The sequence below is a fragment of the Seohaeicola saemankumensis genome (assembly GCF_021021435.1).
In the GTDB taxonomy this organism is placed as follows: Bacteria; Pseudomonadota; Alphaproteobacteria; order Rhodobacterales; family Rhodobacteraceae; genus Seohaeicola.
The window spans coordinates 1-13,146 of sequence record NZ_JAINWI010000008.1 but is presented as its reverse complement, the minus strand read 5'-3'; the positions used below and the strand labels follow the sequence as shown (position 1 = coordinate 13,146).

Here is a 13,146-nt window from a genome sequence, read left to right as displayed (position 1 = left end):
TGGGGAAACGACGCAAGAAGCCCGATCTTCCATGCAAGATTTGTTTGGCAAACGGCCGAGTGCTGTCAGGCACCTTGCGTCGCGTGCGCCGCCATCCAATCCTTCAGGCCAAGAACCGTTCTTCCGGCGGCGACTTCAGATGCCCAGGCAACCCTTGGGTCGCGGCAGGGCTCATCGCCAAAATGCCGGTCGATATGGCCATTGGCCATCCATGGCTCGGGCTGGATTCGTCGCAGCCAGTCCGCCATGCTCGGAATGCGGCCCTGGCAGTCTTCACGGATATGCTGCTCGCCGATCCAGCGCACGGGGATCTCTCGACCTGCGCTATTGGTCAGGGACAGGCCGAAGACACGTTCGGCCTCAAAAAGGCCTTGGGCATGGTGGCGCATGGCTCGGTGCGTGAAGAGCGCGAGGTGCTCTTTCGAGGCATCGAACCAGTCATGTATGGACTGATAGTCAGACGGCACCCCGCCGAATTTCCGGGCAGAGCTTTCGGCATGATGAAGCGGATGGGCCATCTCACAGCCCCTCGTCATAGCTGTGCGAGCATTCGACATAGCGGTCGGCATGATCCAAGATGATACTGTCGTCGGTGATCTCCCAGGTCAGCGTGCCGTAGCCGCCCTCGTTGTTCTCGAACCCCGGGTGATGATGATAGGCGAGCGACCAGGCGAAGTCGCCAACCTCTGTGGCAAGCGGCTCAGGCAGTTGGACCTCTGCAGGCTGCACCGTCACATCCTCGACATTGCCGGAGTCGCCATAGCCTTCGTATTCGGCAGTGACCTCGCTGATGCCAAGCGCACGTAGTTGCGCGAGCAGCTCCGTTCGGGATGCCTTCAAGGTGGTTTCACGCTCTGCGCGCCACTGAGCTTCCATTGCGGCATAGTCGATCTGGGGGTTGGTCATGGGACTGTCCTCTTGTCTGAAATTTGGGGCCGGGCGTGGAATTGGTCTGCCCGCGCCCGGAAAGCGCAGACCGGTCAAGTCCAGATCCGCGACGCCCGACCCAAAGCCCACTTTGACTTTTCAGGCGGCTTGTTCTGCCGCTCTAGCGGCTCGCTGCCCGACGATCCGGGCCAGAATGCTGACGGTGTCGATCCCTTGCCCGTGCGGCAGGAACACCCTCAGCTGGAAGGCGATGATTTCGGTGAAACAGCCGAGGGCCTTGAGGCCTTCGATCATGCCCCGATCCGCACCAGAGAGCTCGAGACGCATCTCGCCTGCGACCCGGCGACGGGTCAGGGTGAGACCCCGGCCCAGATCCACAGGTGCGGTGGTGCCGAGGGCGGCGGTCAACATCTCCTGCGGCGTTTGCGGATTCGAGACGAGGAAGCGGGCGCGCAGCGCAGCCGCCCCTTCCTCACTGAGCGTGCGCCCGATCATCGCCGTCGCCCCATCCGGCGTGACCCGGTAGATGCGCTCATTCGTGGTCGGAATATCCTTCCAGATCGGCAGCAAGAGCCCGGTCAGCAGGTAGAGCTTGGTCGTGGTGGTCTTGGGCAAGGACACAGCCTCGGCATCCCAAAGCCTTGCAAACTCCGGCCTTCCGATGTCTTCCCAGGCCGAAGACTCGAACCGCGTCTCCTCCAGATAGCTCGACCCGTTGGGCCGCACCGCCTTGCGCATGAGCGTGACGATATCCTCGTCATACATCTGCATGGGCCGCGCCGAGAGGAGCGCCGCGCGGCCGGAGGCGCGATTGACCATCGGTAGCTTATCGGGATTGCGCGACATGGCCTCTTCGGCGTCCAGGACATGGACCGGGTCCGTCACCTCGAGCCCGATGATCCGCGTCACCGCGCCGGATTTTGGGCAGGTCCAGAGATCCTCTGTGGAGACCTGTTCGATCTTTTCGCCGCGCAGGGTTTCGACGCCGAGATCGAGCGTGCCCGCCGCGCGCGCCCGCTCAGACTGATCGGCGATCCGCCTCATGAACTCTGTAAAGAGCGCGTTCTGCATGTGGATCGGCAGCGCCAGCACCCGGTTCAGGAACCGCTGGATCGGGGGAAGCTCTTCCAGCAGCACCCCGTCCTTGTCGATCAGTCGTAGGGCTGTCCAGTCGGTAAAGCTCTCATAGCTCATCGCCTCGGCCCGACCGGCAGCAAGATCGGCGAAATACCCGCGCAGAGCCGCCCGTGCGATCGGGCTTTCGAGATTGTCCTCCTCGCGGAACATGCCCTGCGAGCCAGTCTCGCGCTGGCCCTTGGTGAGCGCCCCCAGCTGGTCGAGGCGTTTGGCAATCGTTGAAGTGAAGCGCTTCTCGCCATGCACATCCGATGTGCAGACCCGGAAGAACGGCGCGCTGACCTGAGCAGAGCGATGCGTGCGTCCAAGCCCCTGGATGGCCGCATCGGCGCGCCAGCCGGGCTCCAGCAGGTAGTGCCGCCGCCGCTTCTGGTTCTTCGCCGTTTGCGCGGCGTGATAGGATCGGCCCGTCCCGCCCGCGTCAGAAAAGATCAGGATATCCTTCTCACCGTCCATAAAGGCTTGGGTCTCGGAGGAATTACTGCTGGCGGCGCGCTTTTCGATGAAGAGATGACCATCCTCGGCCTTGAGCGGCCGGATGGACCGCCCCGTGACTTCTGCCACGGCCTCGTCGCCAAAGGCCCAGAGGATCTGATCGAGCGCCGAGGGGATCGGGGCGAGCGTCATCAACTCCATCATGGCCGCGTCACGCAGAGCGAGCGCCTCGCGCGAGACGACCAACGCGCCAGTTTCATCGCGGAGCGGCTCGGCCACCATATTGCCGTCGATCTCGACCAGCTTTTGCGCATGGATTGGGAAGGCCTGTTCGAGGTAGCCAAGCACATAGTCACGCGGCGTCAAGGCACCCTCGACGAGCTCATCCTCGGGGTCCATCGTTTCAAGCCGACGTTTCAGCAGGCTTTCGCCTGTAGAGACAACCTGGATGACGCAAGCGTTGCCCGCCGCCAGATCGTCCTCGATGGCGCGGATGATGGTCGGGGCTTTCATGCCCATCAGGAGATGATTGAAGAAGCGCTGCTTCGTGCTCTCGAAGCGGGATTTGGCCGAGGCGCGTGCGGCCGAGGCATTGGTCTCCCCCGAGGCGTCATTGACGCCAGTCGCGGTCAAAGCGGCTTCGAGATTGTGATGAATCGTCCGAAACGCACCCGCATAGGCATCGTAGATCTCGATCTGCGCCGGGGTGAGCGCGTGTTCGAGCACGTCATACTCCACCCCATCGAAGCTAAGGGCACGGGCTGTGTAAAGCCCGAGCGTCTTGAGATCGCGCGCGACCACCTCCATGGCCGCGACACCGCCTGCCTCCATCGCCGACACGAAGCTCTCGCGGCTTGGGAAGGGGTATTCCGGCCCCTGCCCCCAGAGACCGAGACGCGCGGCATATGCGAGGTTGTGCACGCTCGTGGCGCCCGTGGCCGAAATGTAGAAGACGCGGGCGCGTGGTGCTGCCAGTTGCAGCCGCAGGCCCGCAAGGCCCTGCTGGGAGGGTTTGACCCCCCTGCCCTGCTCGGACCCCGCCGCATTCTGCATGGCATGGGCCTCGTCGACGCCAGCACGCCATCGAAGTCTGCGCCCATCCAGTCGAGGATCTGGCTCAGTCGCGTGGTGCCGCATTTGCCCGCGGACCGCAGCGTGGCGTAGGTGACGAAGAGGATACCGTCGCCCATCGGGACGGGCTGGTCCGGTTTCCATTTGGAGAGCGGCTGGATGTCGGCGGGCGAGCCGCCGAGATCGGTCCAGTCGCGGATGGCGTCTTCGATGAGCGTGGCGGATTTGGAGACCCAGATCGCCTTTCTGCGCCCGGCCAGCCAGTTCACGAGAATGAGCCCCGCGCATTCGCGGCCCTTGCCGCAGCCGGTGCCGTCGCCGAGGAAATACCCAAGGCGATAGGTCCGTGCCTCGGGGTCATCATCGGCGCGCGTCAGCTTGGTCTGGTCGTCATCGATGGTGAACCGTCCTCGCAGGTCGCGCCCATGGGCATCATGCGCCATGATGATGGTCTCGAGCTGCGCCTCGGAGAGGTGTCCCTCCTCGATCAGCCTGACAGGCAGGCGCAATTCCGCACTGGCCCGGCCTGAGGGCACCGGTGGCGCGACAGAGGCCATGGCGATGCTTTCGACCAGCGGCGTAGGGTGTTCCTGCGCGCCCGCGATCTCGATCCGTTGCGGGCGGTAGCGCGCATAGATGTCGGAGACGGGCGTGTTGTCGCGCGGGGCCTCAAGGCTTGTGAAGCTGAGCGGACGGACGGCATTGGCCCGTGGCTTGGAGGCGGCAAAAGGCACAGCGGCGGTCTTGCGCGGGGCAGATGATGGAACGGTCGGCCGCCCGTGAGGGATCACCCCAGCCTGTTGTACGTGGCGCATCTCGGTCCGGGTCGCGGCCACGGCGTCGACATATGCCAAGGCTTCATCCAGATACTGGACATTGGCGCGGATCATCTCGCCGCCCTCCTGCACCTTGTCGAAGACCATGAGCTGGGTTTCGACAGAGGTGCCAAGCTTGCGGTAGACCTGCCCTGGCATCGGCAACGCCAAGCGCGGCGTGAGCAAACCGCAGGCGCGGGACCAATACGCGGAATCGCGTTCGGGCGTGAATCCCGGCGGCATGATCGCCACCAGCCGCCCGCCGGGTGCCAGACGCTTTGCAGCCGCGATAAGATGTTTGGCGGCGATGTGCTTGTCTCGGGAGCGATCGACCGAGGAGGCGAAGGGCGGATTCATCACCACGACGTCGGGCAGAACGGGCGTCTGCAGCAGATCATCGATATGCTCGCCGTCATGGCCTGTGACCTCGCCGCCGAAAACCGCGCGCAGGAGGCGCTGGCGAAAGGGGTCGATTTCATTGAGCAAAAGCGTGGCACCGGCCCGGGCGGCGAAAGCGGCCAGGGCACCAGTGCCAGCCGAGGGTTCCAGCACGGTCTCGCCCTTGCGGATCGCCGCCGCCCGTAAGACCAGCGCCGCGAATGCCAGCGGCGTGGAAAACTGCTGGAGCCGGATTTGCTGCTCTGACCGGCGCGTTTCCGTGAGAAGCCGTGAGGCAAGCAGCTTTGCAGCGGCCATGTCACCTGCCGCGCCGTCCCCACGCAGCAGCACCTGGACAGCCGCGGCCTGCATCAGGTCATATGCCATGCGCCAGTCCCAGGCACCGCCGGCATCGCTGCCATGAAACGTCTCGCGCATGATGCGCGCGAGCGCTGAGCTGCGCAGGGGTTGGTGGTCGACCTCCGCGCCGATCTGCGCGATGGCAGAGACGAGATCAGTGTCGGAGATTGGGAATGCCGGGTTTGCCGGATTGGGCTTGGTCATGGGGGTTTCCTTTGGATCAGGGTCTGAGTTCCAAAGGACAAAAAGCCCGCTTTCGCTTTTCAGGGGATCCGGCCCAAAAGCTATTAAGAAGGGCGGGCCGTCAACGCAATCCGCCCTCCTCAGCAACAAAGAGAAAGCCACGCAGCAAAACCGCCGAACTTGTTGATCAATAAAGCCGACATTGAGGCGGCGCGCGGCGACCGGCCGCTAGGAGCCCACTTTGACCGATGCTGCACAAAGGATGTATGGCTGCTTTCGAGGGCGGTAGAAAACCTGCTTGATCGCTGCCGCGAGCGGAAGGAAAGCGCAGCCGATCTGTTGGAACGCGTGAAGCAGAAGGCGATCTAATCGAACGTTTCAGCGCTTCACCCCGTCTGCGGCCGCCTCTCTAATACTGCGCGGTGCCCAGAGAATAATACCTGCACCGACAAGGCAAATTACCGCTCCGATAACATCCAATTGATCAGGGCGATGGCCTTCCACACCCCATAGCCACAACAGGGACGATACGATGTAGATGCCCCCGTAAACAGCATAGGCGCGTCCCGCCTGGTCAGCCGGACTGAGGGTCAAAAGCCATGCAAAAGCCGCGAGGGACAGCATCCCCGGCACCACCCAGAACACGCTCTTGTCCAGCCGAAACCAAGCCCAGAAGGCAAAACATCCGGCGATTTCGGCCAGCGCGGCCACGAAGTAAATCAGAATTGTTTTCATTGGGTCAGACTTACGTATCCAAGCAATCGGGTCTATTCCTTAACATCCATTCGCGCGAGAATGATGGCTTGTCCAAATGCCGCTAACAGAGCAGTCGCGAAGACTATCCATGTTCCCAGTGCGGCGACGGCAAAGCCTCCGACGAGCGGGAGAACGAAAGCGGGTGCCGTAAGCGCGTTGAAATACCCGCTATAGGCTGGACGTTGGTCGTCCGGCGAGATCTCCATCAGCAGCCCGATGACGGCAATCGTCAGCCCATTCATTAATGCGCCGAGAACGAAGAATACGACAAGCAGGATTGGTACGAGTGCCTCCGCCGGAACGGGTATGAGCAAAAGAACCAGAAGGGCGATTGGCGGTGCGGTGCGGGCAACTGCGATCCCGCGCATCAGGCTCAGTTTGCCCCGGCTATCGCCCCACCAGCCCCAAAGTGGATTGCCCACGAGGGCCCCGATGGTCTGGGCACCGAGCAGAAGTGCTACGTTTTCAAACCCCACCCCAAGCTTGTCGGCGGCGACGATAAAGAACGGCGCTGCGATGAGAACTGCACCTCCGCACCATTGCGCAAAAACGAAGCGGCGGAACACTGGGTCTTCTCGGAAGGTCACAGCACCCTCACGCAGGTAGGCGGTAAAACTCCCGGCCACTTTGAGGGGTGTATTTCGCTCAGGCTCGCCCATCACGGTGAAGATGAAAGACGAAAGCAACATCAGGATCGCCGCGATCCCCAGCACGGCGGCATAGGATGCTGGAAATTCAAGCGTCCGCAACAGCCTGTCTGCCAACGCCGCGACGAAAAGCGCTATGACCCCTCCGCCGAAGAAGCGGATCGAAAGCATCCTGCTCCGGTGTTCTGACGGGACGGATCGGGCAACGATATCATTGTAAGGAACACCGACGATGCCGCTGAGGAAAGCGTAAAGAACCCAAAGTCCAAGGGTCGCGGCACCGAGTGTGACATGAGCCCAACCAGCGGTCGCGCCAATCCAGAGAACAATTGCGAGGATTGCAATGGCCGCCGTCCGTCCAAACGCACCGACGACATAGAATGGCATTGAAGACGCACCGCGACCGGCGAAGTAGCCAACGAAGAGTTGGGGCAGAAGCCAGCCGAGGCGCAAAATCGTAGACACCGCGCCTACGGCGACCGAACTTCCAGTAAGTTGATAAACCAGCGCCGACATCACCGTTGCGCTGTCCACCGCCGCCGATCCTGCCTGGAACGCGGTGCCTGCGCCAGCTACGTGCCAGAAGCGACGGCGAGGCGTCATATCCCGCTCCAATTGATGGGCTCGACAAACAGACCAAACCAAACAGACCAGATGCCAAGCCCGACGAAGATCGCGCCCAATAGCCAACGACGCGGTCGCAGCCAATCGGCAAGCCGATCAAGGGGCCTGGCAAGGCTGGGAACAATAGAGAGTGGCAACAACGGGAGCGACAGCGCGAAGGCGAAGACCGCCATCATCACAAACCCGGTCATGGCCGACCCGCTTACAGTTGCGGCACCCATCAATCCAAACAGGATTGGGGCTGCGCAGGCCGGAATGTTAAGTCCGAACGCCAACCCCTGAACGAGCGGGTTGGATGCCGCCTTCCAGCGCTCCGGCGCGAATCCAATGCGGCGGCGCATCGATTTGTCCCACCCCGCGAAGATCGCAAGACCAAGGCCGAGGTAAATTGCACCAAAAATGAGCCACGCGCCAGTCTGTACACCGATAAGGCGTTGGCCCAGCACGACGATCATCCCGCCAAATCCCCCCATCACGACGAGCCTGGCCAGAAGAAAGGTCATCGCCGCGCCGAACCGCTGCCCCATCGGGCGAGACCTCTGGCCTCCCAGAAACAACATGTGAGCGCCGATCGTGCAGGGTTCGATGAAACCGAGCAGGCCAAGGCCAAATGCAAGCAACAGGGCCTGATAGGTGAGATCCATAAATGTCTTTCATTGTATGATAAGTTTGATGATGGGCCTTCCACCAACCATAAGGTCAAGCGCTGTTCTTGATGCCAAGCAGGCATTTGTATTTGACCGCGCGTTCAGTGGGTTCCGCCAACTTTCAAATCAGAGCAGCGAGCCCAAATCCGATCCGACGCTGGGATAGACGGCGGTCATCGACTTGAGCTGCTTTGCGGTCAGTCCCAACTTCATCGCCAAGCCGAAAAAGTTGATCAACTCACCATATTCCGGTCCGAATAGGTGTGCGCCGAGCAACTTGCCGTCCGACCTATCCACCAACACCTTTGCGGCGGCGGATTTTTCTCCAATTCGGTAGTTGGAATACCAGCCGCCCGTATCAGTGAACCGGACATCGACATCATAACCGGCCTCTTTGGCTTCAGCCTCCAACATGCCGACGCGGGCCAGTTCGGGTACCGTAAACACTGCGGTCGGGATGCCGGAATAATCCGGCAAGATCTTCTGATCCTTGAGCATGTTCGAGGCCGCGACCTTACCTTCGATCACGGCAACGGGCGTCAGCGGCATTCCCTTGGTATCGGCGGAATCTCCAGCTGCAAAGACGGCGGCGTTCGTCGTACTTTGCAGATGCGGAGCCACAACGATGCCCTTGTCGCCATACGCGACATCGGCGGCCTCAAGGTTCAGATCGGCAAGAGCGGCGATGCGACCCGCGCCATGCACGACCAGATCGGTCTCAATGGTCGTTGTGTTGTCGCCTGTCTTCACTTCAACGGCAAAACCCGCACCGGAGGTTGTGATCGAGACGATTTCGGTTTCTCGTTGCAGGTCCACACCAACAGCGGCACTGCGCGCGATCAGCATCTCGACCAGATCAGGGTCAAAAGCGTTCAGCGGGCGGGCACCGCGATCTACGATGACAGGCTCGGCCCCAGCACGTGCGGCGATATGCGCAAACTCAAAAGATACGAAGCCGCCACCGACAAACAGGATACGCTTGGGCAAAGCCTCAAGATTGAGAAAATCCGTGCTGTCGATCATCAGATCGGCACCGGCGAAGGTGACAGGTCTCGGGATCGCTCCAGCGGCGATAAGGAAACGTTTCGATTGATAGGACTGCCCGTCAACTTCGAGCGCGTTGGCACCGGTGAACCGCGCGGCACCGTGCAACGTCTCGACGCCGTTTCCGGTCAGACCCTTTTCCATCTTGTCCGGCACCGGATCGGTAAAACCACGTTTGTGAGCCATCAGATCGGACCAGTTGATCTTTAGTCCGCTGGGATCGATCCCTTTGCCGTCCATCAACCGTGCGGCATCGACGATTTCAGCGCCACGCCGCAATATTTTCTTAGGATCGCAACCACGCAAGGCGCAGGTGCCGCCGTAGGGCAGCGCATCCACGATGGCCACGCGCCAGCCTGCCGCACCGCATTTGTTCGCCGCCGCAACCCCGGCCATGCCCGCCCCGATAACGATCAGGTCATACGTCTCACTCATATTTAGATCCTTCTTACGTGTCTTTATCCGGCGCAGCAGCTAAGTTTTGCCACGTCCATATCGAAAGTCTGCGCGGCCAATTTCAGGCCCTCGACCGTCGTCAGATAGGGAAAGATCGTTGCGCCCAAGTCTTTGGTCGTCATGCCGAACTTCAACGCCATGACCAGTGTCTGGATCGTGTCCGATCCTTCGGGTGCGATGATTTGGCCACCAAGCAGTTTGTCGGTTTTCTTATCCGCCACAAGCTTGATCAATCCACGTGTGTCGCGGGCGGCAAGAGCGCGCGGGACCTGATCGAGTGGCACGACCGAAGTCTTCACGTCGAACCCTGCGTCGCGAGCCTGTTGCTCGCTCAGCCCGACCCCGGCAATCTGTGGATCGGAGAACACGACCCAGGGCATGGCAGAATTGTCATAGCGCTGATCATCGCCCAGAACGGCGTTCTTCACAGCCAATTTTGCCCCGTAGGCTGCCATATAGACGAACTGGTCGCGGTCTGTCACGTCGCCCGCCGCATAGATGCCGGGCACCGACGTCTGCATGTCGTCGCCGATGACGATGGACCCGCGCGCGTCGGTTTTCACGCCGACCTCGTCCAAACCCATACTGTCGGTATTGGCACGCCGACCTGCGGTCGAAACAAGATGATCCGCCGTGACCTCGACAGGCTCGCCGCCCTGCATAACCCGCAAGGTCACGCCCGACGCGTCACGTCTGACGTTCTCATAACTCAGGCCGGTCAGCAGGGTGATCCCCTCGGCGGCAAAAGCGTCCGTCAAAGCCCCGGACACTTCCGGTTCGGCACCGGGAAGCAGGTGTGACCGTGTCACCAGCGTGACCTTCACGCCCATCCGGCTCATCATCTGCGCCAGTTCCGCCCCGATGTAGCCCGCCCCGATAAAAATCAGACTTTCCGGCAGGGTTTCAAGCTCCAGCAAGCTGGTGCTATCGAGTGCGCCGACCTCCTCGATTCCGTCAATCGTCGGCAGGACCGGATGACCACCGGTTGCAATGATCATTTTCATTGCGGTCAACGTGCGACCCCCGACGATGACGCCACCCTCGATCAGCCGCGCCGGACCAGTATCGATATAATCGACACCCGCGTATTCCGGCAGCAGGTCTGCGTATTTCTTCTGACGCAAGGTCGCGACCAGATCGTCTTTCGACTCGATCAGCGTGTGCCAGTCATCGAGTTGTGCGTGACCGGACAGGCCAGGAAACCGCTTGGCGGCATGTGCGCCATGGATCGCCTCAGCGGCGCGGATCATTGCCTTGGACGGCACACAGCCGACGTTCACGCAGGTGCCGCCGATGGTGCCATGCCCGACAAGTGCGACACGTTTTCCCGCGTCAGCAGCGGTGATTGAAGCGGAGAAACCCGCCGAGCCTGCGCCGATGACGATAAGGTCGTATCCGCCATTTCCATCATCATTCTTGTTGATATCTTTCATTTCAGCGCGCCTCGTGCAGATCAGAGTTTTTTCGTTTGGCAACGACCAGATAAATGATCGCACCAATGGCTATGAGCGGTGTCAGCATGCCAAGCATTCCGAAGAACATGCCAATCCCTGTGCAAGATCCCATCATCATTGTGTCGCTTCCTTGGATTTCATTTTATTGAGGTAGAAAGCGTAGACGCCGACAGCCACGAAAGCGCCGACCGTAATGCGCAGCGCGAAACGGAACTCGATCCAGATGATGAGGATCGACAGAGCAGCGGCAATCGCCGTCGCCCAGAGTTTCGGGTTCGGCCCCACGCGCCCGGCGCGCAGCCAGAGCGCTTGCGCCACGACGGCAAGGCAAAAGAACAAAAGCGGGAACAGCGCGTAGTCGAGCCAACCGGTCAAAGCCGACAGGCCGACACCGGCCACAACGACGACCAGGAGGGGTGTGAAGCAGCACAGGGCCGCAAAGAGTGCGCCACCCAGCCCCCATTTTAGCAAGCGGTCGGGGTTCTCAATGTTCTGGGTCAAGTAGCGCTCTTTCTTTCTGGAGAATGATTGGAAATCGAGGTGCGGCCATTGGCGGACCGCCGGAATTCACGAACGACAAGGAAGGCGAGCGCCACAACCAGTGCGACGGCTATCCAGCCAAGCCCCGACATCCACGCTGCGAGGCCGCCGAACGCCGCAGCAAGCAGAGCTGTGCCGCCACCGCAGCACACGATCACGACCGGAGTCGCAACTCCGAAACCCAGTAGCCCGCCCATAAGGTTGTCACGCATTGCAAATTTCCCCGTGGTTAGGACGCCGTGTCCGGCAGAGCCTGGGCGGGGTAGCCATTTGCCGCCACTGCATCGATGATGCTGTCCACGCTGGTCTCGGCATCATCGAAGGTGACACTGTAAACGCCCTGTCCATACTCGGGACCGTCAACGAAGTCGTCGATCTGGACCGATGGAACGCCGCGCATCGAACTGGCAACGATGAACGAACAGGAGGGGCAGGTCAGTTCGCCGACTGCAATCTCGACGGTGCGCTCTTCGGCAAAAGCCGCTGGGGCAAACGCAGCAATGGCCAGCGTTGACGATAACAGTACGTGTTTCATGATTTTGTTCCTTGTTTAGAATTTCAGAATGAAGGGCGTGATGTAGGGAAAGGCCATCGCTACCGCGACGATTGCGGCGGCGGCCCAAAGTGTCACCCGCATCACAGTCCGGTTGATTGGCCGGGCACAGGTGCCATCGGCGCAGGCGTCCGTATTCACCGGCTTGTATGCCTTGTAGAACCCGTATCCGAGAAACGCGGCACTTAGCGCGAAAGTGTACCATTTGTAGGCATAGAACGCCCCGAGCTGCGCGATGAAGACGCCAGTCACGCCGAAACTCACCAGCACAAGCGGCAGAATACAGCACGAGGTCATCGCCAACGCACCGAGAACGCCGAAGCCGGTCGCACCCCAGCCTTTCGCGGTGTCATCGCCAACCTGACGCACGTGGCCGGATTTATGGTCTGAAATACTTTGCTCCATCGAATCGCCCTTGTTCTGTTCTTTCCATCGTTCTACGGTCTGTAGTTGATACAGGCTCAAGGGATTTCTGCGGATAATGGATAACAGAAGCGTGAAAGCACTCCGGCGGGTCGATCTAGCACGGGCCACGGGCTGCAATCTCGAAACCATCCGCTACTACGAGACGGTCGGTATCATGCCCGACCCACCGCGCACCGCAAAAGGGTATCGAAGCTATGATGATATTCATGTCAAACGGTTGAAGTTCGTCATGCGGTCCCGCGATCTCGGTTTCTCCCTGGAAGAAATTCGCGGGCTGCTCGGGTTGGTCGATGACCGGTCTCAAACCTGCGCTCAGGTCCAGACCGTTGCTGAGACGCATCTTGAAGATGTGCAGGCGAAAATAGCCGATCTCACGCGGATCGAACGTGTCCTGTCGGAAACCGTCGCTCGATGTACAGGCGACGCCGCACCAGAATGTGCGGTGATTGACGCACTTCTCGAAGGTTAGTCCACCCTGAAAAAAGGGAACAACGGACCTTCGTGCATCGCGCAGCGAAAGCCCGGAAAGTCCGCATCTTACCAGTTCGTACACGATGCAGCGAACGGCAGGTGTACGGATAGGGAGGGACTTCTGAGAATTTCATCGTACCAGCCATATGACACACCAATGTCGCCTCTTTCACTCGGCTCAAGGGTGACGGGAGATAATATCGCAGAACGAGCCCCTTACTGGCAGCCTTAGCGGGGGATTCTGCCCCCTCCGGAATTCGA

The 13,146-nt window shown here is 60.7% G+C and carries 13 protein-coding genes and 1 pseudogene; 1 reads left to right on the top strand and 13 read right to left on the bottom strand.

Translation table 11 applies throughout. The features are described 5' to 3' along the window. Window positions 1-65: 65 nt before the first annotated feature. The 13 genes and pseudogenes from K7H22_RS05285 to K7H22_RS05225 form a co-directional block, all read right to left on the bottom strand. Window positions 66-518 (bottom strand): DUF6915 family protein, encoded by a 453-nt coding sequence (locus K7H22_RS05285; RefSeq protein ID WP_230799691.1) that lies wholly within the window; start codon window positions 516-518, stop codon window positions 66-68. A 1-nt stretch (window position 519) separates the two neighbouring features. Further along, entirely contained in the window at window positions 520-906 is a 387-nt protein-coding gene (locus tag K7H22_RS05280) for a DUF6878 family protein (protein WP_230799690.1), read from the bottom strand. A gap of 120 nt (window positions 907-1,026) precedes the next feature. Beyond that, window positions 1,027-5,288: pseudogene (locus K7H22_RS05275) on the bottom strand (strawberry notch-like NTP hydrolase domain-containing protein). A gap of 357 nt (window positions 5,289-5,645) precedes the next feature. After that, window positions 5,646-6,002: a YnfA family protein gene (locus tag K7H22_RS05270; protein WP_037275584.1), complete on the bottom strand. Its 357-nt coding sequence runs from the start codon at window positions 6,000-6,002 to the stop codon at window positions 5,646-5,648. Window positions 6,003-6,034: 32 nt separating this feature from the next. Further along, the gene (locus K7H22_RS05265; RefSeq protein ID WP_037275586.1) at window positions 6,035-7,273 is read right to left on the bottom strand and encodes an MFS transporter; all 1,239 of its coding nucleotides are present in this window, start codon (window positions 7,271-7,273) and stop codon (window positions 6,035-6,037) included. Then, the gene (locus K7H22_RS05260) at window positions 7,270-7,938 is read right to left on the bottom strand and encodes a cytochrome c biogenesis protein CcdA (RefSeq protein ID WP_037275588.1); all 669 of its coding nucleotides are present in this window, start codon (window positions 7,936-7,938) and stop codon (window positions 7,270-7,272) included. The genes K7H22_RS05265 and K7H22_RS05260 overlap by 4 nt, the downstream gene beginning before the upstream one ends. A 129-nt stretch (window positions 7,939-8,067) precedes the next feature. After that, window positions 8,068-9,420 (bottom strand): dihydrolipoyl dehydrogenase family protein, encoded by a 1,353-nt coding sequence (locus K7H22_RS05255; RefSeq protein WP_037275590.1) that lies wholly within the window; start codon window positions 9,418-9,420, stop codon window positions 8,068-8,070. Window positions 9,421-9,443: 23 nt separating this feature from the next. Beyond that, complete coding sequence (gene merA, locus K7H22_RS05250) at window positions 9,444-10,874, bottom strand: mercury(II) reductase (protein ID WP_037275592.1); 1,431 nt, start codon at window positions 10,872-10,874, stop codon at window positions 9,444-9,446. A gap of 1 nt (window position 10,875) precedes the next feature. Next, window positions 10,876-11,013, bottom strand: coding sequence for a hypothetical protein (locus tag K7H22_RS05245; RefSeq protein ID WP_157057501.1), 138 nt, complete (start codon window positions 11,011-11,013; stop codon window positions 10,876-10,878). Further along, window positions 11,010-11,396 carry a mercury resistance system transport protein MerF gene (merF, locus tag K7H22_RS05240; RefSeq protein WP_037275593.1) on the bottom strand — a complete coding sequence of 129 codons (387 nt, stop codon included), beginning with the start codon at window positions 11,394-11,396 and terminating at the stop codon, window positions 11,010-11,012. Before merF ends, K7H22_RS05245 begins: the two co-directional genes overlap by 4 nt. Next, complete coding sequence (locus K7H22_RS05235; protein WP_045685387.1) at window positions 11,393-11,647, bottom strand: hypothetical protein; 255 nt, start codon at window positions 11,645-11,647, stop codon at window positions 11,393-11,395. Before K7H22_RS05235 ends, merF begins: the two co-directional genes overlap by 4 nt. Before the next feature lie 17 nt (window positions 11,648-11,664). After that, window positions 11,665-11,970: a heavy-metal-associated domain-containing protein gene (locus K7H22_RS05230; RefSeq protein ID WP_037275594.1), complete on the bottom strand. Its 306-nt coding sequence runs from the start codon at window positions 11,968-11,970 to the stop codon at window positions 11,665-11,667. 15 nt (window positions 11,971-11,985) lie between these two features. After that, entirely contained in the window at window positions 11,986-12,393 is a 408-nt protein-coding gene (locus tag K7H22_RS05225) for a mercuric transporter MerT family protein (protein WP_052115434.1), read from the bottom strand. Window positions 12,394-12,466: 73 nt separating this feature from the next. On the opposite strand from K7H22_RS05225, the gene K7H22_RS05220 reads away from it, so the two are divergent. Then, window positions 12,467-12,883 carry a MerR family transcriptional regulator gene (locus tag K7H22_RS05220; RefSeq protein ID WP_380717268.1) on the top strand — a complete coding sequence of 139 codons (417 nt, stop codon included), beginning with the start codon at window positions 12,467-12,469 and terminating at the stop codon, window positions 12,881-12,883. The last annotated feature ends 263 nt before the right edge of the window (window positions 12,884-13,146 follow it).

What these genes read in the sequence shown, in the direction of transcription:
- K7H22_RS05285 (WP_230799691.1), bottom strand. Translation starts at nt 518, where the DNA reads ATGGCCCATCCGCTTCATCATGCCGAAAGCTCTGCCCGGAAATTCGGC.
- K7H22_RS05280 (WP_230799690.1), bottom strand. Translation starts at nt 906, where the DNA reads ATGACCAACCCCCAGATCGACTATGCCGCAATGGAAGCTCAGTGGCGC.
- K7H22_RS05270 (WP_037275584.1), bottom strand. Translation starts at nt 6,002, where the DNA reads ATGAAAACAATTCTGATTTACTTCGTGGCCGCGCTGGCCGAAATCGCC.
- K7H22_RS05265 (WP_037275586.1), bottom strand. Translation starts at nt 7,273, where the DNA reads ATGACGCCTCGCCGTCGCTTCTGGCACGTAGCTGGCGCAGGCACCGCG.
- K7H22_RS05260 (WP_037275588.1), bottom strand. Translation starts at nt 7,938, where the DNA reads ATGGATCTCACCTATCAGGCCCTGTTGCTTGCATTTGGCCTTGGCCTG.
- K7H22_RS05255 (WP_037275590.1), bottom strand. Translation starts at nt 9,420, where the DNA reads ATGAGTGAGACGTATGACCTGATCGTTATCGGGGCGGGCATGGCCGGG.
- merA (WP_037275592.1), bottom strand. Translation starts at nt 10,874, where the DNA reads ATGAAAGATATCAACAAGAATGATGATGGAAATGGCGGATACGACCTT.
- K7H22_RS05245 (WP_157057501.1), bottom strand. Translation starts at nt 11,013, where the DNA reads ATGATGATGGGATCTTGCACAGGGATTGGCATGTTCTTCGGAATGCTT.
- K7H22_RS05235 (WP_045685387.1), bottom strand. Translation starts at nt 11,647, where the DNA reads ATGCGTGACAACCTTATGGGCGGGCTACTGGGTTTCGGAGTTGCGACT.
- K7H22_RS05230 (WP_037275594.1), bottom strand. Translation starts at nt 11,970, where the DNA reads ATGAAACACGTACTGTTATCGTCAACGCTGGCCATTGCTGCGTTTGCC.
- K7H22_RS05225 (WP_052115434.1), bottom strand. Translation starts at nt 12,393, where the DNA reads ATGGAGCAAAGTATTTCAGACCATAAATCCGGCCACGTGCGTCAGGTT.